The sequence below is a fragment of the Dictyobacter formicarum genome (assembly GCF_016587435.1).
Map to the genome: position 1 here is coordinate 1 of NZ_BNJJ01000037.1, position 19,010 is coordinate 19,010.

Consider the following 19,010-nt stretch of genomic DNA (forward strand, 5'->3'; position numbering starts at 1 on the left):
ATCGTGGAGTCCATCGTTGACTTTGGCTGCAAAGGTTTCCAGGCGTTCGAGAATGGCCTGCAGTTCTTCTTCCCCCGCGGCTTCTTCTTTGAGGCGTTGCAGTTGCTCTTCCAGATGGTGAAGTCGTTCACGCATACGTGTCACTCGCGGTTCAAATTCCTGCTTGTCAATAAATCCTTCCGCATAGCTGTCGATCAATCGGGCGATTCCTCGGCGGAGCTTGCCCATTTGTGCATCTAACCCTTCCGGTTCGTGCGACTGCTTTGGGGCTTGCAAGCGTCGGCGATATTCCTGCGCCAGTCGCTCTGGTTCTGCCAGCAGATGGCACACTTCTTGCCAGACCGCGGCATCGGTCTGGTCCATGCGTAGTTCTCTGTTCCAGCAGCGCCTTTTGCCCCCGAAACGAGTCAGGCTCATCGAGCCACTACAGCGATAGTAGGCATTGCGCTCGTTATTGGTGCAACCATGATAAGCATACCCACACTGGGCGCAAACCAGCAACCCCTGCAACAGATAGCGGCTGCCCTTCTGTGGGATGCGTGCCCGTCGCCGATTCTCCTCGAGCTGTTCTTGCACCGCATCGAAGAGAGCCGGATCAACCAGAGCCGGAACGGGAATGGTAATCCATTCTTCTTTCGGGGCGTCTTTGCCCCAGAACGGTCGGCGCGGTTGCGCGGGTTTGCCTCGCGGCACGCGCAGGCGTGGACCATTGGGTACCCAACGGGTTTTGCCCCAGGCGGCTTCGCCTTTGTAGGCCGGGTTCTTCAACATATCCCAGACAGTCTTGTGATCCCAATACTCTTTGCCTGTCCGTGTGCGAAGCCCAGCCTGATGCAGACGACGGCAGACCTCGTTGATGGAACAACGATCCTGGCCGACCCAGGTGTATACCTGCCGCACGACACGGGCTTCATCCCACACAATTTCATAGCGTGCTTCACCACCACCCTCCTGTTTGCTCACGTAGCGATACCCATAGGGAGAGTGGCAGAGAATCCCAACACGACCCTCTTGGGCTGCATGGCGTTTGCCTCGCCGACTGCGTTCGAGAAATTTCGCTCGCTCGTATTCGGCAATCACTCCCTGGACCTGCAACAGTAACTGATCCTCTGGGGTCCGCCCCAGGGGCCGGTTGAGAAAGATGACGTCGACCCCTTGGTGCGCGAGTTCCTCAACCAGTAAGACTTGATAGGCATAGTTGCGGGCGAAGCGATCAGGACACTGGACATAGAGCCTATCCATCCCTCCGGCTGCTGCGACATCACGTAACCGCTCCAATGCTGGTCGCACCAGCGTCGAGCCACTGTACCCATCATCAACGAACTCCAAAATGCTGGTGAGATCAATGCCATCTGCAGTGATTTGCTCGCGAATCTCATCCAGTTGACTCTCAATGGTTTTGGCTTCGGCTTGTTGTTCGGAAGAAACCCGAGCATACAAGGCCACGTGTTGTTCAGTCATCGCGCGCTCCTTTCTGCGTGCGCACCAGGCTTCGGTCTCTGTTCCTGGGAACAGAGACCTGCTGGGGAACGGTGGTCAGGTGTCTGCAGGGCATTGGAACCACCAGGGCATAGGCGGCCTGGAGGAACTGCTGGTGGAAGCGGTGCGGCTCATACATGGTCAGCACCTCCAGGGATCGGCTGGACCAATGACGTTGTTGGAACATGAGCAGCTCCTGGACCCTGAGGAATAGGGCCTTCGTGGGACAAGCTTGAGCTGTGAGGCAGGATGCGATGCTGGTCTCCAGCACGAGCGCGAAGGTCGCTCTGCAGGATCTCTCTCGTATACTCCCAGTCTAGCACCCTTTTTGTAACATTGGGGGAGGCGTGTATTGGCACCCGGTGTGGAATGTGCTGGAAGAAGGACGGACCACCATCCTGGTGAACCCACAGCATATGAAAGCAGTTCCTGGCAGGAAGACGGACATAAAGGACAGCGAATGGCTTGCTGATCTCCTTCGCCATGGACTGCTGCAAGCAAGTTTCATTCCACCTCAACCTATCCGAGAACTGCGCGAGCTTACCCGCTATCGCAAAGGGCTCGTGAAAGAGCGCACGCAAGAGGTCAACCGCCTGGAGAAGACGCTGGAAGGAGCCAACGTCAAACTCGCCTCGGTCGTCACCGATGTGCTTGGGGTCAGTGGACGAGCCATGCTGCAAGCGATGGCTGCCGGCTGCGAGGATGCTGCGGTTTTGGCAGAGTTGGCTCGGGCAGCTTGTGTAAGAAGAAAGCCGCTCTCAGTCGCGCTCTTGAAGGTTTTGTTCAACCGCATCATCGCTTTCTCATCAGCCAGATCCTGGTGCATATTGATTTTCTCGATGACGCTCTAGAGCAAGTACAGACCGAGATCGATCAACGCTTAGGAACATACGCAGAGGAAGTACAACTGTTGCAAAGTATTCCTTCGGTGAAAGCGAACGCCGCTGCCACCATCATTGCCGAGATCGGTACCGATATGTCGCGTTTTCCATCCGCCAAGCATCTCGCCTCCTGGGCAGGCGTTGCCCCGGGCAACAAACAGAGCGCTGGCAAGCGTTTGGGCAATAAGATCACCAAAGGCAATCCCTATCTGCGCGCGGTATTGGCCGAGGTGGTCTGGAGTATTACCCGCACCAAGACCTATCTGGCGGCACAATATCATCGGTTCGCCCGACGGAAAGGGAAACGACGAGCCGTGATGGCCGTCGCTCATAGCATTCTGACGATCATCTATCATGTATTGAAAGAGAAGAAGCCCTATGAGGAACTGGGTGAGGACTATTTTGATCGTTTGGATACTGAGCAAGTCCAACGCTATCATGTACGCCGTCTGGAGCAACTCGGCTACACCGTTTCTCTTGCCGCTGCAGGGTGATTTTCCGAGGAAAGCGCTGGGTGTCTTCTCGCGCAGCCAACTCTGACCTTTCCCTTCATTGCTGAGTATGCTGAGCAGTACCCGATCACGCTGCTCTGCAAGACGTTGGAGGTCTCAGAGAGTGGCTATTATGCCTGGAAAAACCGCGAGCCCAGTCAGCATTGCCGAGAAGATGCCTGTTTATCCGCGCTGATCCAGCAGATTTTCCTGGAGCATCGCCACCTCTATGGCAGTCCGCGGATTTATGCAGTGCTCAGGGAGCGGGGCATCGCCTGTTCCCGCAAACGCGTGGCACGGCTGATGCAGCAATTGGGCTTGTCGGCACAAACGAAGCCCTCGCGCAAGCCAACAACCACCAGCGATCCGCATGCACGCTTCGTGCCCAATCTCCTCAACCGGCAGTTTCACGCCGAGGAGCCCAATACCACCTGGATCACCGATACCAAGGCCGTCGCCACAGCAGAGGGTTGGCTCTATCTGGCTGTGATTCTCGATGTCTTCTCACGGATGGTGGTTGGCTAGGCCATGGCTGCCACCGAAGATAGCCATCTCACTGAACTGGCGCTGCGCATGGCGGTGGCAAGAAGGCATCCAGCAAGAGGCTTGTTGCATCATTCTGATCGTGGGTCTGAATTTACCGCCGAGCGCTATTAGGCGCTGCTGGCCGAGTTGGGATGCCAGGTCAGTATGAGTCGGGCCGCCAACTGTTGGGACAATGCGGCGATGGAGGCATTTTTTGCCACGCTCGCGAAGGAATGTACGAATCGGGTTCGTTTCCAAACGAGGCAGCAGGCCCGTTCCGCCATCTTCGAATACCTCGAATGCTTCTATAACCCGGTTCGTTTGCATTCTACCTTACAATATCAAAGTCCGCGTACTTTTGAGCAGGCAAAAGCGTCAGAGATCAGATAATTTTCAATCTTTCCGACTCCTTTTTTCTGGGACAATTCTAGGAACAGAGAGACAGCGAGTTGTTGATTTTGTCATCTATAATGAATCTTTGAAGGAAGAGGAGTGATGTTGATAATCCCTACATCTCTGCCGAGTTTGGAGGTGTGGTTGAGCACATGGAAGAAGATCCTACAGGTGCTTTTTTATGATACGTTGACCAGCCACTATGGCGCGTCCTGGCGCTATAGTGGTGATCCATGTGTGATCTTATACAAGAAATTTCATCATGTCGTGGGTCGGAATCTCTATATTATTGGGCAATATGTGTACTCAGGCCAATTTGAAATCATCGAGAGCAGACGGATAGCTGAACATGACCAGAACGGAGCAGCCATTCTGCGTCGTATGCGGACCGTGAGGCACCATCGGCTTGACATTGAGTTCCGTGCCCGCCGGATATGAGGTGCCTTCGTCTATGAAATCACCATCAAGGATATACAGCGTTTCCGTTACTCGCTCCTGTAGATGTCTTGGAATCTCGCTCCCCGGCTCCATTCTCAGTAAAGCCATTGCTGGACCTAAGGACTGATCACTGTTCAAAATCTTGAGCGTGATAGTCCCTTTGGTGTTGGGAAATGGTGCCGGTATAGCCTGGACCTTCGAGGTTTCAACCGTCTGGTTCCAACTCATGAATCTGCACCTTCTTTCTGTATCTTTTTTTCCTTTCTTTGTCTCAGCCAGGACAGGTGTGTTTGGCCTGCTTCTAGTGTAGGGCGAAATGCGCGAGAAGTCATCGACCAAAAGGACGATGTTGGAGAGCAACATACACGGCTGTGTTGCAAAAAAACGAAGGCAGAAACACATTTATGGTCGCATGTGTGCCATCTGCCGACAGGATTGGGCACAGCGCCGACACTGATCAGCGCAGGCTCTCAATTGGGCATCAGTGCCTTTTCCCACCTGATCACAGGACACGGCGCACCGATCGCACACATCAGCGCAAACCTCGCAAATGGCCGGAGAGAAAGGGGAACTACGCAGCATGAGATCTTCGCTGAGCTGGCAGATCTGAGCACAGTCCTCTAAGAGCCGCAGATGATCAGGCGCTACGTGGGGACCACCGTGCTGGATATCATGCTGGATCGTTTGGACGCAGATCGCATGACACTCTTTACAGTCATCAATAGCCTGTTGAACAGCTTGATTCGTTGCTTGCATACGTCATCCTCCTGTGTCGAGAGTAAACAGAGTAATCGAGATCGTTCAGGGAAAACACTTCACTGCTTGTCTCTCAGAGAACAAAGGACCACTTCTCGGCGGTCACCCTTGTTAGCATACCACCCTGTTCCAAACTGATGTATCCAACCGTCCGAGACAGGTGTCAAAGCAGGTTGATGATAAGAGCTTACCGCTGATCTGCTCCAACATCGCCGAAGACAGGGAAAGGACGGTCTCGATTGTCGGTTGGCAAGGAAATCGCAGCATGGGGCGCGGCGCGTGTGCGACCTTTACGGCTCTCCAAGATGGTTGTTTCCTCCTCTGTTGATACCAGATCATCGAGGAGAACCAGGATGCGAAACACGGTCAAATGATGCTTGTCTCTGGTAGGAAGGAAGGGTTGTGTTGCACGAAGTAAACGGATCTGCTAAGGTTGAGAGAAAAAAACAAAGAGGATCAAACATGACCGAGCAGAATCCGTTCAAATGGCGTCATTTCCAGGCCGACATCATTGTGCTCTGCGTGCGCTGGTATCTGCGGTATGCTTTGAGCTATCGCGACCTGGAGGAAATGATGCTCGAACGGGGTCTGCACGTCGATCATACCACGATCTACCGCTGGGTGCAGCAGTATGCCCCCGAACTGGAGAAGCGCTGCCGAGCACATCTCAAAGCCTGCAACGACTTCTGGAAAGTGGATGAGACGTACATCAAAATCAGGAACGTCTGGTTCTATCTCTACCGAGCCGTCGACTCCGAGGGGAACACACTCGAGTTTCTCTTGAGTCCGACGCGCGATGCCGCGGCGGCCGCATGTTTCTTCCTCAAAGCACTCCATTCCACCGCTGATGAACCTCCTCAATCTCATCTCGTCGAGGAACAGATGGCTCAGCCAGCGATTGCGGCCAACCCTGCCACATCAGCTCCTCGAGTGATCAGCGTCGATAAGAACGCGGCCTATCCCAAGGCCGTTGCTGATCTCAAAGCTGCAGGAGCCTTGCCTGAACATGTGGAATTGAGGCAGGTGAAATACCTCAACAATCTCATTGAACAGGACCATCGGTTCATCAAATGGTTGGCCAAACCTGGCATGGGCTTTTTCTCGTTCGAGACAGCGTGGCGAACCTTACAAGGCTTCGAGGTGATGAACATGATACGCAAAGGGCAACTGCAAAGCGTGGCAAAAGGGGATGTGAGAGGGCAGGTTGCGCTCGTCACCAAGCTCTTTGGAGTGGCAGCCTAAGAACGTTTGATCGGGCCACTCACGCTCCATTTCTTTTCCTCCTATTTTTTGCAACACAACCCGGGCACCGGTGGTATACCGCTGGCGCAGTTCCCTGGCTAGTACCCACCCTTCATACGAACCACTGCTATCGGTGGGCAGTTCGCCACAGAGCCAGAGACGCACCTGGTTCATATCGCCCAACTGCGGCACCGCCTCCAGCACTTCTTGTAACGAGGCCTGCGCCCCGAAGGGGAAGCTGTTCTCCAACAAAGAGAACATGAAGCTATGTAACAGCAGGCCGTCAAGCGCCTTCAGAAGCTCGGCTACAAAGTCTCGCTCGAAGAGGACGTGGCTTGATAGCCAGCGAGACGTTTCCCCTTTTCAGGAGAATGCGGCAGCGACAGCCATAAAGGCACAAAAATTCGGTTATGCAATAATCACCGCTGGGAAACAATCAAGCACTATTCCCACTCTCTGATATAATGCAATGTCACCTATCGTGAAACGTTTTTAGTTGAGGAGAATGTGATGTCCAACTACCTGGCATTGTATGATTACCGATCTCAAGTGGCTGCCTCTTATCGTGAGCGTAACAGGGCATTATGCGCCGGAGAAGATGCTGCTGTCGTTCTACGGCGTTTTCGGGAGAGCAAAGATCACCTTTTCTTGACGCATTCCCAATCCGCTCTTGACGAGGAACAGCGTCGTCATTTTCATGGCCTGCGCTACTTTCCCTATAATCCTGCCATGTGTTTTGCAGTGACTATTGATACTCATGTTGAGCCGAAGCAGCAACACATCGCGATGGATGCTCGTGAATCGATGACAATGACCACCATCGGATTGGTTCGCTTTACGGTTGGTGAGATACCTGTGGAGTTATCTGTATACTGGCTCAACATATATGGTGGTGGTATGTTTCTCCCTTTTCGTGATGCAACATATACATCGGAAACGTATGGCTCTGGGCGCTACCTCTTCGATACGATTAAAGGCAGTGATCCCGTTCCCTTCACGAATGCCCAGGATGAAAAACAGATCATTCTCGATTTCAATTATGCGTATAATCCTTCCTGTTCTTATAATGATCGCTGGGTCTGTCCTCTGGCCCCTGCCGAGAACCGCCTTGATGTACCTATTCCAGCGGGCGAGAAAAACTATAAGGAAGAAAGGTCATGATCGTATATTCGCTATAAACTGCGCTACAGGTGCAGCTAGAAGCAAACAGATTGTGATACTGAGCAATGAAATGCTCAGAAGTCGTGCCAGGACCGAGAGTGGTGCTGGCGCGAGTAGCGCAAGAAAATAGGTGCATTGTGCCAGTCTGGCAGCTTTGCCCCATAGGGTTGAGCCGAAGCGTACAGGATGCGCAAATGCCAGATAGCTTAACACGGCAGCCATCGGCGGAAGCAAGGAGCGTAGGGGCATGATCATCCCGACCCAGAGTGGTAACCTACCGTTCTGGATTAGGATGATCGTGAGTGGTAGGTAGAGGCAAAAATCTGTTTCGCCATCGGCAATCTGACCCGGTTCGCTTTGCGTCCCTGTGCGCCGGGCGATGCGCCCGTCGAGGATGCCACATAGGAAGATTGCCAGAGCCAACCAGCCTGCCCATGAGCTTACCAAATAGATATGATGCGCCTAATCCACGTAACCAGGTGAGGATGTAAAGTACCCAGTAAAAGGGCTCTTCCGTAAAAATAGTGCTCAACATATGCCAGTCCAGATGTCACATGGCATGGCATCTCACCGGAACTCGTTTGAACATATTGAAAGGCACCTTTGCGCTGCCACTACCGTTCATTGCTCTTGCGCCTTTGTCTCTCGCCCAACAAGTTGAACTGCTCAGCACTATTTGTGCGCAAGGCTGAAGCAACCGTGCACTCCGAGACACACATGGCGTTGGGCCTTCGTCCCACTACCTTCGCTGAGTTTGCGCGTCGCCATGCCATCCTCTCAGCAGCCCAAATGGCTAGAGATGCCTTTTATTGGCCTTTACTAAGGACGTAGGTTGGCGGGCTTCCCTTTTTTAAAATAAGAGTCACTGCTTGACTCTGACGTAACGTGAGACGGTATGATTTTCGGGAGTGTTGCAAAAAATTTTGAACTGAGAAAATGAAACAAGTAATTACGGCATAAGAATCATTTTCTCAGAGGAAAGGGTGAGTGCTCTATGTCTTTTCCTCGTGAACTCTGCTCATATATGCTCTCGATTTGCTGAGCTTTAATTTTTTGCAACACTACCCCAGAGGATGCGGAGAGCACGTGCAGAGACCTCATCTCCGCAGGTGTTCCAAGAAGGAGAGACGATATGAACCATGACATCAAACCATTAGGCTTTTTACGAACTGTATCGATAGACGCTTTGTAGAAGCCAGCCGCAGGAAATTTGAGGAGGCGACTGGCCTCTTGCCCGTCGCTTACTGGCATGAAGCCTACGCTGGTGGCTCGGCCAGAGATCCCTCTCTGGTTGCCAATGATGCCAAGATGGGGAACAACATCTATGCAGACCAGTATGCCGCCGAGCATGGTGCGACCATTTTCGGCTGGCAGGCCCATATCGACACGTGTGGGGGTCTGCCTGATGCCAACAAGGTATTGTCAACTTGACGGTGTGGCGAAACATGGTGCAAAAATAACCTCATGAAAACAAACGTCGTTGCCCCCACATAGAAAGGCTTTCGTTACCCTCCGGAAATTATCAACCACGCCATCTGGCTGTATTTTCGCTTTTCTCTCAGTTTTCGTGATGTCGAAGAACTGCTGGCACAGCGAGGGATCGTCGTGACCTCTGAAACCGTGCGGCAGTGGTGTTTGAAGTTTGGGCAGATCTATGCCAATGAGTTACGTCGCCGCCGCCCTCGTTGTGGCGACACATGGCACCTGGATGAGGTCTATCTGAAGATCAGCGGGAAAACGCACTCTCTCTGGAGGGCTGTAGATCAGGATGGCAACGTGCTGGACATCCTGGTGCAGAGCCAACGCAACAAGCAAGCGGCAAAACGCTTTTTTTCGCAAGCTCCTCAAAGGGCTTCAATACGCGCCACGGGTGATTATCACCGATAAACTGAAAAGTTACGAAGCGGCAAAACGTGAGATCTTACCAGGGGTGGAGCATCGGCCACACAAAGGGTTGAACAATCGTGCGGAAAATTCGCATCAACCCACGCGACTGCGCGAAAAGAAGATGCGGCGATTCAAGTCTGCCAAACACGCGCAGCGCTTTCTTTCCGCCTTCGGTCCCATCACTAGACATTTCCAACCATGGAGGCATCATTTGTGTGCCAGGGAGTACCGTGCCATTTTGCAGGACCGCTTCCAGCAATGGAATGAGGTAACTGGCGTCAAGCAAGTCGCATAACCACCCAGACCTCTCACTTCCCACAGCCTTTTCAAAGCTTTTCTCCTTATAACTCATCAGTATCTTTCATTTTTACAAATAAGTTGACAATATCTCCTCACACGAGTACTCTACCTCCGTAGAGTATTCCGACGCTCCAGCACAACAGAATGGATGGGTTCGTCATGATTCAGCATCCCTGCTTCACCTCGACGTTCTGGCGCAGACCGAGTCCATTTTTGCCCTTGCCAACGGCCATCTCGGGCTTCGAGGCAACCTCGATGCGGGGGAACCGTTCGGGCTACCCGGCACCTACCTGAACTCCTTTTATGAACAGCGCCCTCTCCCCTATGCAGAGACCGCCTATGGCTATCCCGAGTTGGGACAGACGGTGATCAATGTCACCAATGGCAAAATCATGCGCCTTCTCGTTGACGACGAGCCCTTTGACGTCCGCTATGGCCAGGTTCAGCGTCACGAGCGCGTGCTCGATCTCCGCAACGGCGTGCTGCGCCGCACCGTGTGCTGGACCTCGCCTGTGGGACGCACGGTGAACATCTCATCCGTGCGTCTGGTGTCTTTCACGCAGCGAGCCATCGCAGCGATCAGCTACGAGGTCGAGCCACTCGATGCTCCCGTGCGTGTCGTGGTGCAGTCGGAGCTGGTCGCGAACGAGACGATCCCGGTGATGGGCAAAGATCCGCGCGGAGGGACCGTGCTTCCTTCTTCGCTCGAATGCGAAGAGCACCAGGCACAGGGCACGTGTGGGCTCTTGATTCATCACACCCGATTCAGCGGTCTCCGGGTCGGTGCTGCGATGGACCATCAGATTGAGGGGCCACCCGAGACCTTTGTCGAGTCTCAGCACTCTCCCGATGTCGTCCGCATCGTCATCACAGCCCCTTTGCAGCCGGGCCAACGGCTTCGGGTTGTCAAGTTCCTGGCCTATGGCTGGTCGAGCCAACGCTCACGGCCCGCGATGCACGACCAGGTCAGTGCTGCCCTCTCGCTCGCCCGCTTCACTGGTTGGGAAGGGCTCCTGGCTGAACAGCGTGCCTATCTGGACACGTTCTGGGGGCATGGAGATGTCGAAATCGAGGGTGATCCGCACATCCAGCAGGCGGTGCGCTTCGCGCTCTTTCATGTTCTGCAGGCAGGGTGCCGAGGGGAGCAGCGCCCCATCCCGGCAAAAGGGCTGACGGGTCCTGGCTACGATGGCCACACTTTCTGGGATACCGAAACGTTTGTCCTCCCACTGGTGACCTTGACCTTTCCTCACGCCACCGCCGATGCGCTTCGCTGGCGCCACGCGATTCTCGATCAAGCCAGGGAGCGCGCGCGCCTGCTTGGACGGCGCGGTGCTGCCTTCCCGTGGAGAACGATCCACGGGAAAGAAAGCTCAGGGTACTGGCCCGCGAGTACTGCCGCCTTCCACCTGAACGCGGACATCGCCTACGCGGTTACACAGTATATCGAGGCCACCGAAGATCGAGCGTTCGAAGAGGAGGTGGGCCTGGAGCTCCTCGTCGAGACGGCACGGCTGTGGAATTCACTTGGCTACGAGAACGCTGATGGGCAATTCCGCATCGATGGCGTCACCGGGCCCGACGAATATAGCGCCCTCGTCGACAATAACGTCTACACCAACCTCATGGCACAGCACAACCTTTCCGCCGCTGCCGAAACAGCGAAACGCTATCCCGAAGTCGCATCCGCCCTGGGCGTAGATGCCGCTGAGAGAGACAGCTGGCAACACGCGGCCGAGAGGATGTTCATCCCCTACGACCAGCGTCTTGGCGTCACCCCACAGGATGACACCTTTACCCAGCATAAGGTGTGGAACTTCGCGACGACCACGCCTGAGCAGTACCCGCTGTTCCGGAATTTCCCCTACTATGATCTCTATTGCAAGCAGGTCATCAAGCAGGCGGATCTCATCCTTGCCATGCATCTGCGTGGGGATGCCTTCACCCCCGAGCAGAAGGCACGCAACTTTGCCTACTATGAACCGCTCACTGTGCGCGATTCCTCACTCTCAGCAGCCACGCAAGCAGTCATTGCCGCCGAGGTGGGTCAACTCCAACTTGCCTACGACTACCTCGGCGAGGCAGCGTTCATGGATCTCTCTGATCTGGAACACAATGTGCGCGACGGCATTCACATCGCCTCGCTCGCGGGAGCCTGGACCGCGCTGGTCATGGGATTCGGTGGCGTGCGTCTCCAGGGCGGCATGCTCTCCTTCGCCCCGCGGTTGCCAGAACAGATCACACGGCTCGCTTTCCAGTTGGTGTTCCGGAACCGGTGTCTGCGGGTCGATGTCTGCGCGAATGAAGTTAGCTATCGCCTGCTCAGCGGTGCGCCGCTCACCGTCCGCCACTACGGCGACGAACTATCCTTGACCAGGACTTCCGCAGTCACTCGGCCCATCCCACCCATCCAGGCAGGGCCGCGGCCCACCCAGCCTCCAGGACGCGCTCCAGTTGCGATGAGCTTTATTTGCACAGAAGCAGGGGGTCGCTACTTTGGACAAAATTTAGGTCCAAAGAAAGCGCGATAGATAGGCCATTTTTGTTGCCTAACAGGGCAAGCTGTGCTATATTTGTTGGGTTACAACTGTTAGGCAACAACGATATGCCCCTTCTTCATCTAGTAACAAGGAATGTCTATGCCCAGGTATGCCCACACTCAGTTACGCTGGTCGGAACATGATCAGAGCTACCTCCTTTTTATTGGTGACCAGGCCAGCGAGCAAGCGCTCACGAGTGAGTGGCTTGAGCAAAACACCTCCTTTGCCTTTCACAGTCGTTCAGGTAGCCGCTATACCGTTCGAAAGCAGCGGGTGCAGCGTGGGAGCATATACTGGTATGCGTATCAGCGCCAGCATCAGCGCGTCGTCAAGCGCTATCTCGGCAAAACGACGGACCTTACATATGCGCGTTTAGAGGAAATCGCTCGCTTGCTAGAAGGTACGCCGAATACGCATCAATATGCTTTAGAAGAGCCAGGTCAAGCGCCGCTCTCGCTCCAACTGGCTCCCGTTGAGGCATCTCCGCTCCTCTTATCCAAACTGTCTCCGCCGGGCCTGCATACCTCTCTTCTCGACCGTTCACGCTTATTGACACTGCTCGATGCTGGTTGTGAAGTCCCTTTCACTCTGCTCTCAGCGCCTGCCGGGTTTGGCAAGACAACCCTCGTCTCTCAATGGCTGGCGGCACGACGCGCTAGCTTGCCACCTACGGAGATTGGCTGGGTTGCTCTTGAGGCTTCTGACAATGATCTGCTACGCTTCTGGCGCTACCTGATCGCGGCCTGCCAGGCATTTCAGGTGGATCTGCAAGAGGTGCGTACGGCCCTGGCATCCCTGGCTCCACAGCCGCCTTTTCTCCCCTCGTCTCTGGAAGCTATGCTGACCACTTTGCTCAACGTGCTGGCTCAAGCGCCCACGCAAGGCATTCTGGTGCTGGAGGATTACCATGTCATTACCAATCCACTGATCCACGAGACGCTCGCCTTTTTCCTTGAGCATCTTCCAGCCACGCTCCATCTGATCATGATCACGCGTAGCGATCCTCCATTCTCTCTGGCGCGCCTTCGCGCCCGCAATGCATTGTATGAAATTCGCGCGGCGGACCTGCGTTTCTCGCAGGAAGAGAGCACGCTTCTGTTACAACAAGCGCTCTCGTTCCCGCTGGAGACCTCGACGCTTCAGCGCCTGCATGCACAACTGGAAGGCTGGGGGGCGGGACTCCACCTGGTAAAGCTCGCGCTCCAACGAACAAGCACACCCGCCGAGGGCGAGCAAGCGCTGGCTCGCTTTCCTCTTGGGAATGCCTCTCTCCAGGAGTACTTTGTCTCCGAAGTCCTTGCCTTGCAACCAGAACCGGTACAGCAGTTTCTACTCCAGACCACTATCCTCACACGCCTGACTGCCTCCTTGTGTGACGCGATAACCACGCAAGACAACAGCCAGAACATGCTCACACAACTGGAACGCCTGGACCTGTTTCTGGCACCGCTTCACAACGACGGACAATGGTATCGGTATCACGCGCTTTTCGCCGAGGCCGTGCGCCATGAGGCCCGGCGCCGCCTCGATGAAGAGCAATTGCGCAAGCTCGCTGCTCGTGCCTCCCACTGGTATGAGGCCCATGGCTATCCTGGCGAGGCCATAGATACGGCCCTGAATGCCCAGGATTACGTACGAGCCGCGAGCTTAATCGAGCGTTCCATCGAGGGGCAGATCTTCCCAGGCGAAATTCAGGAGCCTCATACTCTGTATAGCTGGTTGAAACAACTCCCGGACACGCTTCTGGGGCAGCAACCCGTTCTCTGCTTGAGTTATGCTACGACGCTATTGTTTCGGAGTCCATCATGGCTCCCCGATACTGCAACCCAGCGCTCGGTTGAGAAACTCTTACATAATGCAGAACATGGTTTCCGCATAGTGAACCAGCAAACGAAGCTTGGAGAACTGTATGCCTTTCGCGCCCTGCTTGCCTTGAGGCAGGGAGACATGCCAGCCGTAACACAATATGCGAAACAGGCCCTGGATTGGCTGCCTCAGATGCAAGGAAGACAACCCGGTATGCAGGGAACCCACGCTATCTGGCGTGGCCTGAGCCTGAGCATCGTGGCGGAAGAATGGATAGAGGCGGGGCACTTCCCAGAGGCCCGCGCGGCCTTGCTTGAATCCCAGGCTCTGTGTGCGGCCGTGGAGAATCACTATTTCCAGCGCGTCGCTATGATCAAACTTGCCCAGGTCTTCTTTGAGCAGGGGGAGAACCAGCAGGCCACCGCCCTGCATCGCCAGGTCCTCACTTCATCCAGGGAGGATGGACCCGTCTATGCGCTTTGCAGCGCCTTGTCTGGCCTAGCGGCCCTCTGCTACGAGAATAATGAACTGCAAAGCGCCTCTCAATATGCACAGGAGGCCATAACCGTCAGTCAGTCTCAGCACCTGGTGTATCATGAGGTACGGGCGGCGCTCATCCTCGCCCGTGCGCAACAGGCACAGGGCCAGACCCTTGTTGCCCAACAACAACTCGCGGCCCTCCTCGACAAGATACCTCTCTCCTTACCTCTCCTCTCACAGGAGATCCAGATGGCCCAGGCGCGTTTAGCGCTCTTCGTTGGCGATCAGATAACCATCCATCGTTGGGCGACTGGCCGCAAGCCTCAGCATAATTTCTCACAGGAAATAGAGGAAGAGTTGCTTGTTGCCCGCTGGCTGCGCAGCCAGGGCAAACTGGAAGAGGCATCTCGTCAGCTTGAGCGCTTGCTTCTTGCGACGCAGGAGGCAGAGTACACGCGCCGCATGCTTGAGATTCAGGTGGAGATGGTGTTGGTCGCTACCGCAAGCAAACGCAAGACAGAGGCCCTACACCTGCTACGCGAAGTCCTTACGCGGGCTTTTGCCGGGAACTCGCAGCGCCTATTCCTAGATGCCGGGGAGCAGATGGCGATCCTTTTGCGCTCCCTCCTGCCCCAGGTTCACGGGCAACCCTTGCTCACATATATGCGCGCCCTTCTGAGCGCCTTTCCTGCCCAGGAACAAAGCGATACTCAGACACTAGCATCATCCCTGATTGAGCCGCTCTCCCCGCAAGAAAGGCGCGTCTTGCGTCTCCTTGTCCAGCAGCGTTCAAACGCGGATATCGCCAATGAACTGGTTGTCTCGGTCAATACTGTTCGCACTCAGGTCCAGAGCATTTATTACAAACTGGGCGTCCATACACGCGCCGCCGCCAGTGAAGTCGCACGCGAGCTTCACCTGGTTTAGCAATCCCTCTGGCTCCCTCGTTTTGTGCTGTGCGAATCATGCATGCAATCATCCTCGCGCATGAAGCCAACTCATCCATCTGAAAGCTATGATGTGCACATCAAGCAAACAGGTGCTTTCAGAAAGGAAGAGAGAACAGCATGATAAGCGCAGCATTTCCCTATCAAAAAAAGCGGCAGCAGGTTTTAGGATTAGAGATGGCATACATAGAGGAGGGTCGGGGAGATCCCATTGTCTTCCTTCATGGCAACCCCACCTCTTCCTACGCCTGGCGTAATATTATTCCCCATGTGCAGGGGTTGGGGCGCGTTATCGCTCCAGACCTCATCGGCATGGGCGATTCGCAGAAGCTGCCCGAGAGCGGCCCCGCTTCCTATACCTTCGTCGAGCATCGCCGCTACCTCGATGCCCTGCTTGAAGCGCTGGATGTACGCGAACGCGTCACCCTGGTTGGACATGACTGGGGCGCGGCCCTGGCCTTTGACTGGGCGCGTCGCCACCCGGAGGCCGTGCGCGGCATCGCCTATATGGAAGCGGTTATCGGGACCTCCACATGGAGTCAGACGCCAGAGATCGTCCGCCCCCGCTTCCAGGCTTTACGAGGTTCAGCAGGCGAGCAGATGGTGCTGGAGCAGAACTCCTTCATCGAGTTCAACCTGCCTGCGACCGTCCTGCGCAAGCTGTCAGAGGAAGAGATGAACGAGTATCGCCGTCCCTTTGTGGAGCCGGGCGAGGCGCGCCGCCCCACGCTCACCTGGCCTCGCCAGCTTCCAATTGAGGGCGAGCCAGCCGATGTCGCCGAGATCGTCACCGCCTCTGGCGAGTGGCTCTCCCAAAGCCTCGTTCCCAAACTACTTATTCAGTCCGTTCCAGGCACGCAAGATCCGGACCAGGCCGCGTTCAACCGCACCTGGCCCGCTCAAAGCGAGGTGCGCGTGCGCGGGCACCACACTCCCCAGGAGGACTCGCCCGATGAGATCGGGCAGGCCATCGCCTCCTGGCTACAAAAGCTGAACTAAACTTACATATATGGAATATAGGAGATTTTTCATGAAAACCATTCTTTGGGCAACTTTGACCGCTAACGGAAACTATGCCCAGTCCAGTCCTGAGCATCCACCCAAAGAGGAGGCCCTGGGCGATTTTGCAACTCAGGCGAAGGCTGTGGGTAACTTCATCGTTGGACGCCGCACCTTCGAGGGTATGCAGGCAAGCGGGGGAAATCCTTTTGGTGAAGTTGACATTGTCGTCGTTTCTCAGAGCGTCAAAGACATTCCCGGCGTCAAGGTCGCAGGATCACCCCAGGAGGCCCTCAACTATCTGCAAGAGAAAGGCCATACCACAGCCCTGCTTTCAGGAGGAGCCGACCTGCACAATGCTTTTCTCGGTCAGGGACTTGTTGACGAAGTCATCTTCAACGTCGCCCCTGTAATGGAGGGGAAAGGTCTCAATCTCTTGCTAGACACAGGTGACTATCAGTACCAGGATGTGCAGTTGTTGGATTGCCCACGAGTTGCGCAATGAGCCTGTAGAAGAGTTTATCACTCGTAGATGAGATAAAAGCCGAGAGGAGATGACGCTTCCTGGCAGAAAAATGACCGAAAAGAAGTGTGAAAGCGGGGAAACCAGGAAAAAAGGCCACAGGAATTCCACACGGAATGCTTGGCCGTTCCGCCGAGAACGCACAGCATCGTGGTGACAGAGATCGAACGTTACATGCTCTCAAGACCGAGAAACGCAGCAAAGGCCTCGGGAATGCCGAAGAGCGTGATCCTCACCAGTGCCGCAGTTGGGGTCCGTTCATTGCGAGCCCGCCGTTCGTGAAAGGTCAGCCGCATATGCGCCCGTTGGGCGCGAGAAAGCACACCCGACGATGCGTCGCAGGGAGGCACAAGCGCAGGATGAACCGCCACATCCAGGCGTTGATAACGGACCAACTGGATGCAGGCTCGACGCGAGCGCCTGCGACTCCAATCCCGCCACAGCAGCGGCTCTTCGCCGATCGCCCGGGGATGCAACAGGAGACTCACCTGGCGCGGCTTCGCGGTGGCATGTCCCTCCCACTGACACTGCTCTCGCAACGGGCAGGGACGACAATTGCGAATACTGGCTCCATAGACCAGGCGCAGACTCCCATTGGCCTCCGGGCGCCGTTCTTGCAGCACCAGTGACGCTCCCGCAGGACAACGTAAGGTCCCATCGGGCTGGCGCGCAAAGTCCTTGCCTGAGAAACGACCCGCTTTCCAGGACGAGGCGGCGGTGGCGGGAGCATAGCCGGAAGCAGAACCAGGCGCCTGCTCCTGGTGGGCTGGCGCAAACTCCGTGGTGCGGACCGGCTCGGCAAGCAACTGCTGACCCAGTTCCAGACGCAGATTCCAGATCCATTGACTGATGATTTGCCAGGCTTCTTGCCCCCAGGGGGCATGGCTACACCAACGATCAGGGTCCTGCTCGAGATCTTCATCCCACAGGGCTGGCTCAAAGGAACCACGATGCAGATAGAGCGCCATGACATCTGCCGCCGTGAAAGCTGTCGGTGCCAGATTGGTGAAGAAGAGCTCGTAGACCACGCCATCACGGGTGATGCCAATCCGACTTTTCGTGGTGCCTGCCGGGTGGGTGGCCACAATGATCCGGTAGCGCTTCCCGCCGCCGTCCAGGGGCAGATTTGGGCAATCGTAGAGCGTGCGCACCATCCCGCTTTCTGGCAGCGTGAACGGCTGATCGGGGGGCAGGCAAAGGCGTGCCTGGATCTCGGCTTGATCCAGGAGGTGATAGTCTTTGCCACGTGTGACGTAGCGCATCTCTCCCAGATCAGTGAGGACCGCTCTGGTGCCATATTGACCGTCAAGGCGCACGAGCAGGCGTGAAGGAGGCAGATGGATCGCCTGAGCATAGGTCTCGATGGCCGTCAGCGCCCGACGCAACTCGAGACGGTACTGGCCATTGCCCGGGTTGCCAAAGCTGGCCAACCAGTGATGGGTATGGGCTTGCAGGATGGTCGTTCGGCTGCGGACCACTTCCCCCCGCTTGCGTCCCGTGTAGCCTGGTGCACAGAGCTGCTGGAGTCGTCGGACTGGGGCGGGCCGATCCGCCGTCTGCGGCAAGGCTCGTTGGCGAGCCGCCTCTCGGGTGCCATCCACATCAAAGACCAGCAGATGGTCCCCTTGCCGGTCCCACAACCCACCTGGCAGTTCTTCGCTGGTCAGAGGGCGAGCCAGCAGATCAGCGAGGAACTGGGTGCGCAAAGCTTCAACGGGAGCCTGGTCGAGGGAGGCGAGAAAGCGACTCAGGGTCGAACGAGCAGGCAGGCGATCGCGCCCGAAGAGCGCCATGAAGGGGCTGGCCCAGGGAGTCATCTGTTCGTAAAAGGCTTCGAGGGTGCGCTCACCGCTGATGGCGTAGCCAAAGAGCACGGCGACAAAATCAATCACGTCGTAGTGGCCGAAACGCCGACGCGCAAAGCGCACCTGCTCTTCAATGGCGGCAAGCACGCCGTGACGCTGCATGTGATGCACGATCACGGTGAGTTCGCCGAACCAACAGGGCTGCGCTGGAGCCGATTGAGCACAGGACTGGATGTTGATCGAAGAATACGCGATACTGGTCATGAGTCCTCCTTACGGAAAGGCGAGTTGTTTTTTCCATTTCCTTTCGTAGGGAGGCACATTTTTCGGGGTGAGCGCTACTTGGGCTTAGCTCGT

At 55.7% G+C, this 19,010-nt stretch carries 18 protein-coding genes and 1 pseudogene; 13 read left to right on the plus strand and 6 right to left on the minus strand.

Annotated features, from left to right (window positions below):
• Together JMI88_RS36425 and JMI88_RS36430 are read right to left on the minus strand one after the other, a co-directional pair.
• The coding region (locus JMI88_RS36425; RefSeq protein ID WP_201366960.1) for a recombinase family protein at positions 1-1,461 on the minus strand (1,461 nt) is incomplete at its 3' end.
• On the minus strand, positions 1,454-1,666 hold the full coding sequence (locus tag JMI88_RS36430; RefSeq protein WP_201364923.1) for a hypothetical protein: 213 nt from the start codon (positions 1,664-1,666) through the stop codon (positions 1,454-1,456). The genes JMI88_RS36430 and JMI88_RS36425, both read right to left, overlap by 8 nt.
• Positions 1,667-1,826: 160 nt before the next feature.
• Here JMI88_RS36430 and JMI88_RS36435 point away from each other — a divergent pair, with 160 nt between their 5' ends.
• The 5 genes from JMI88_RS36435 to JMI88_RS41020 all read left to right on the plus strand — a co-directional run bounded on the left by JMI88_RS36435 (position 1,827) and on the right by JMI88_RS41020 (position 3,766).
• A complete protein-coding gene (locus tag JMI88_RS36435; RefSeq protein WP_201366961.1) occupies positions 1,827-2,330 on the plus strand; it encodes an IS110 family transposase in 504 nt (167 codons plus the stop codon).
• Complete coding sequence (locus JMI88_RS36440; RefSeq protein ID WP_201366963.1) at positions 2,300-2,854, plus strand: transposase; 555 nt, start codon at positions 2,300-2,302, stop codon at positions 2,852-2,854. Before JMI88_RS36435 ends, JMI88_RS36440 begins: the two co-directional genes overlap by 31 nt.
• Positions 2,855-2,944: 90 nt before the next feature.
• Positions 2,945-3,376 carry an IS3 family transposase gene (locus JMI88_RS36445; protein ID WP_236023224.1) on the plus strand — a complete coding sequence of 144 codons (432 nt, stop codon included), beginning with the start codon at positions 2,945-2,947 and terminating at the stop codon, positions 3,374-3,376.
• A 3-nt stretch (positions 3,377-3,379) separates the two neighbouring features.
• Positions 3,380-3,508 carry a hypothetical protein gene (locus JMI88_RS41015; protein WP_373323999.1) on the plus strand — a complete coding sequence of 43 codons (129 nt, stop codon included), beginning with the start codon at positions 3,380-3,382 and terminating at the stop codon, positions 3,506-3,508.
• 69 nt (positions 3,509-3,577) lie between these two features.
• Positions 3,578-3,766, plus strand: a complete 189-nt coding sequence (locus JMI88_RS41020; protein WP_373324000.1) for an IS3 family transposase — start codon at positions 3,578-3,580, stop codon at positions 3,764-3,766.
• Between the two features lie 309 nt (positions 3,767-4,075).
• Here the strand turns inward: JMI88_RS41020 and JMI88_RS36455 are convergent, their stop codons facing one another.
• Positions 4,076-4,435, minus strand: coding sequence for a cupin domain-containing protein (locus JMI88_RS36455; protein WP_201366967.1), 360 nt, complete (start codon positions 4,433-4,435; stop codon positions 4,076-4,078).
• A gap of 174 nt (positions 4,436-4,609) precedes the next feature.
• Positions 4,610-4,963 (minus strand): four-helix bundle copper-binding protein, encoded by a 354-nt coding sequence (locus JMI88_RS36460; RefSeq protein WP_201366970.1) that lies wholly within the window; start codon positions 4,961-4,963, stop codon positions 4,610-4,612.
• Positions 4,964-5,425: 462 nt separating this feature from the next.
• On the opposite strand from JMI88_RS36460, the gene JMI88_RS36465 reads away from it, so the two are divergent.
• Together JMI88_RS36465 and JMI88_RS36470 are read left to right on the plus strand one after the other, a co-directional pair.
• The gene (locus JMI88_RS36465; RefSeq protein WP_201366972.1) at positions 5,426-6,205 is read left to right on the plus strand and encodes an IS6 family transposase; all 780 of its coding nucleotides are present in this window, start codon (positions 5,426-5,428) and stop codon (positions 6,203-6,205) included.
• Positions 6,206-6,715: 510 nt separating this feature from the next.
• Complete coding sequence (locus JMI88_RS36470; protein WP_201366974.1) at positions 6,716-7,366, plus strand: DUF1684 domain-containing protein; 651 nt, start codon at positions 6,716-6,718, stop codon at positions 7,364-7,366.
• Here the strand turns inward: JMI88_RS36470 and JMI88_RS36475 are convergent.
• The gene (locus tag JMI88_RS36475; RefSeq protein WP_201366976.1) at positions 7,361-7,813 is read right to left on the minus strand and encodes a CDP-alcohol phosphatidyltransferase family protein; all 453 of its coding nucleotides are present in this window, start codon (positions 7,811-7,813) and stop codon (positions 7,361-7,363) included. The genes JMI88_RS36470 and JMI88_RS36475 overlap by 6 nt on opposite strands.
• Positions 7,814-8,596: 783 nt before the next feature.
• Between JMI88_RS36475 and JMI88_RS36480 the strand changes: the two genes are divergently transcribed.
• From JMI88_RS36480 to JMI88_RS36505, 6 genes and pseudogenes are all read left to right on the plus strand, one after another.
• Positions 8,597-8,797, plus strand: a complete 201-nt coding sequence (locus tag JMI88_RS36480; RefSeq protein ID WP_201366979.1) for a hypothetical protein — start codon at positions 8,597-8,599, stop codon at positions 8,795-8,797.
• Between the two features lie 87 nt (positions 8,798-8,884).
• Positions 8,885-9,548 (plus strand): annotated as a pseudogene (locus JMI88_RS36485) (IS6 family transposase).
• A gap of 178 nt (positions 9,549-9,726) precedes the next feature.
• Positions 9,727-12,084, plus strand: coding sequence for a glycoside hydrolase family 65 protein (locus JMI88_RS36490; RefSeq protein ID WP_201367033.1), 2,358 nt, complete (start codon positions 9,727-9,729; stop codon positions 12,082-12,084).
• Between the two features lie 108 nt (positions 12,085-12,192).
• Positions 12,193-15,306, plus strand: coding sequence for a winged helix-turn-helix domain-containing protein (locus JMI88_RS36495; protein ID WP_201366980.1), 3,114 nt, complete (start codon positions 12,193-12,195; stop codon positions 15,304-15,306).
• A gap of 140 nt (positions 15,307-15,446) precedes the next feature.
• Positions 15,447-16,325 carry a haloalkane dehalogenase gene (locus tag JMI88_RS36500; RefSeq protein WP_201366982.1) on the plus strand — a complete coding sequence of 293 codons (879 nt, stop codon included), beginning with the start codon at positions 15,447-15,449 and terminating at the stop codon, positions 16,323-16,325.
• 31 nt (positions 16,326-16,356) lie between these two features.
• Positions 16,357-16,830: a dihydrofolate reductase family protein gene (locus tag JMI88_RS36505; RefSeq protein ID WP_201366984.1), complete on the plus strand. Its 474-nt coding sequence runs from the start codon at positions 16,357-16,359 to the stop codon at positions 16,828-16,830.
• A gap of 188 nt (positions 16,831-17,018) precedes the next feature.
• On the opposite strand, the gene JMI88_RS36510 is transcribed toward JMI88_RS36505, so the two are convergent.
• Positions 17,019-18,917: a hypothetical protein gene (locus JMI88_RS36510; RefSeq protein ID WP_201360255.1), complete on the minus strand. Its 1,899-nt coding sequence runs from the start codon at positions 18,915-18,917 to the stop codon at positions 17,019-17,021.
• Between the last annotated feature and the right edge of the window lie 93 nt (positions 18,918-19,010).

Bases quoted from the DNA above. Each gene is read 5' to 3' on its own strand.
- JMI88_RS36430 (WP_201364923.1), bottom strand. From the start codon at position 1,666: ATGTTCCAACAACGTCATTGGTCCAGCCGATCCCTGGAGGTGCTGACC.
- JMI88_RS36470 (WP_201366974.1), top strand. From the start codon at position 6,716: ATGTCCAACTACCTGGCATTGTATGATTACCGATCTCAAGTGGCTGCC.
- JMI88_RS36500 (WP_201366982.1), top strand. From the start codon at position 15,447: ATGATAAGCGCAGCATTTCCCTATCAAAAAAAGCGGCAGCAGGTTTTA.
- JMI88_RS36455 (WP_201366967.1), bottom strand. From the start codon at position 4,435: ATGAGTTGGAACCAGACGGTTGAAACCTCGAAGGTCCAGGCTATACCG.
- JMI88_RS36510 (WP_201360255.1), bottom strand. From the start codon at position 18,917: ATGACCAGTATCGCGTATTCTTCGATCAACATCCAGTCCTGTGCTCAA.
- JMI88_RS36460 (WP_201366970.1), bottom strand. From the start codon at position 4,963: ATGCAAGCAACGAATCAAGCTGTTCAACAGGCTATTGATGACTGTAAA.
- JMI88_RS36505 (WP_201366984.1), top strand. From the start codon at position 16,357: ATGAAAACCATTCTTTGGGCAACTTTGACCGCTAACGGAAACTATGCC.
- JMI88_RS41020 (WP_373324000.1), top strand. From the start codon at position 3,578: ATGGAGGCATTTTTTGCCACGCTCGCGAAGGAATGTACGAATCGGGTT.
- JMI88_RS36465 (WP_201366972.1), top strand. From the start codon at position 5,426: ATGACCGAGCAGAATCCGTTCAAATGGCGTCATTTCCAGGCCGACATC.
- JMI88_RS36495 (WP_201366980.1), top strand. From the start codon at position 12,193: ATGCCCAGGTATGCCCACACTCAGTTACGCTGGTCGGAACATGATCAG.
- JMI88_RS41015 (WP_373323999.1), top strand. From the start codon at position 3,380: ATGGCTGCCACCGAAGATAGCCATCTCACTGAACTGGCGCTGCGCATG.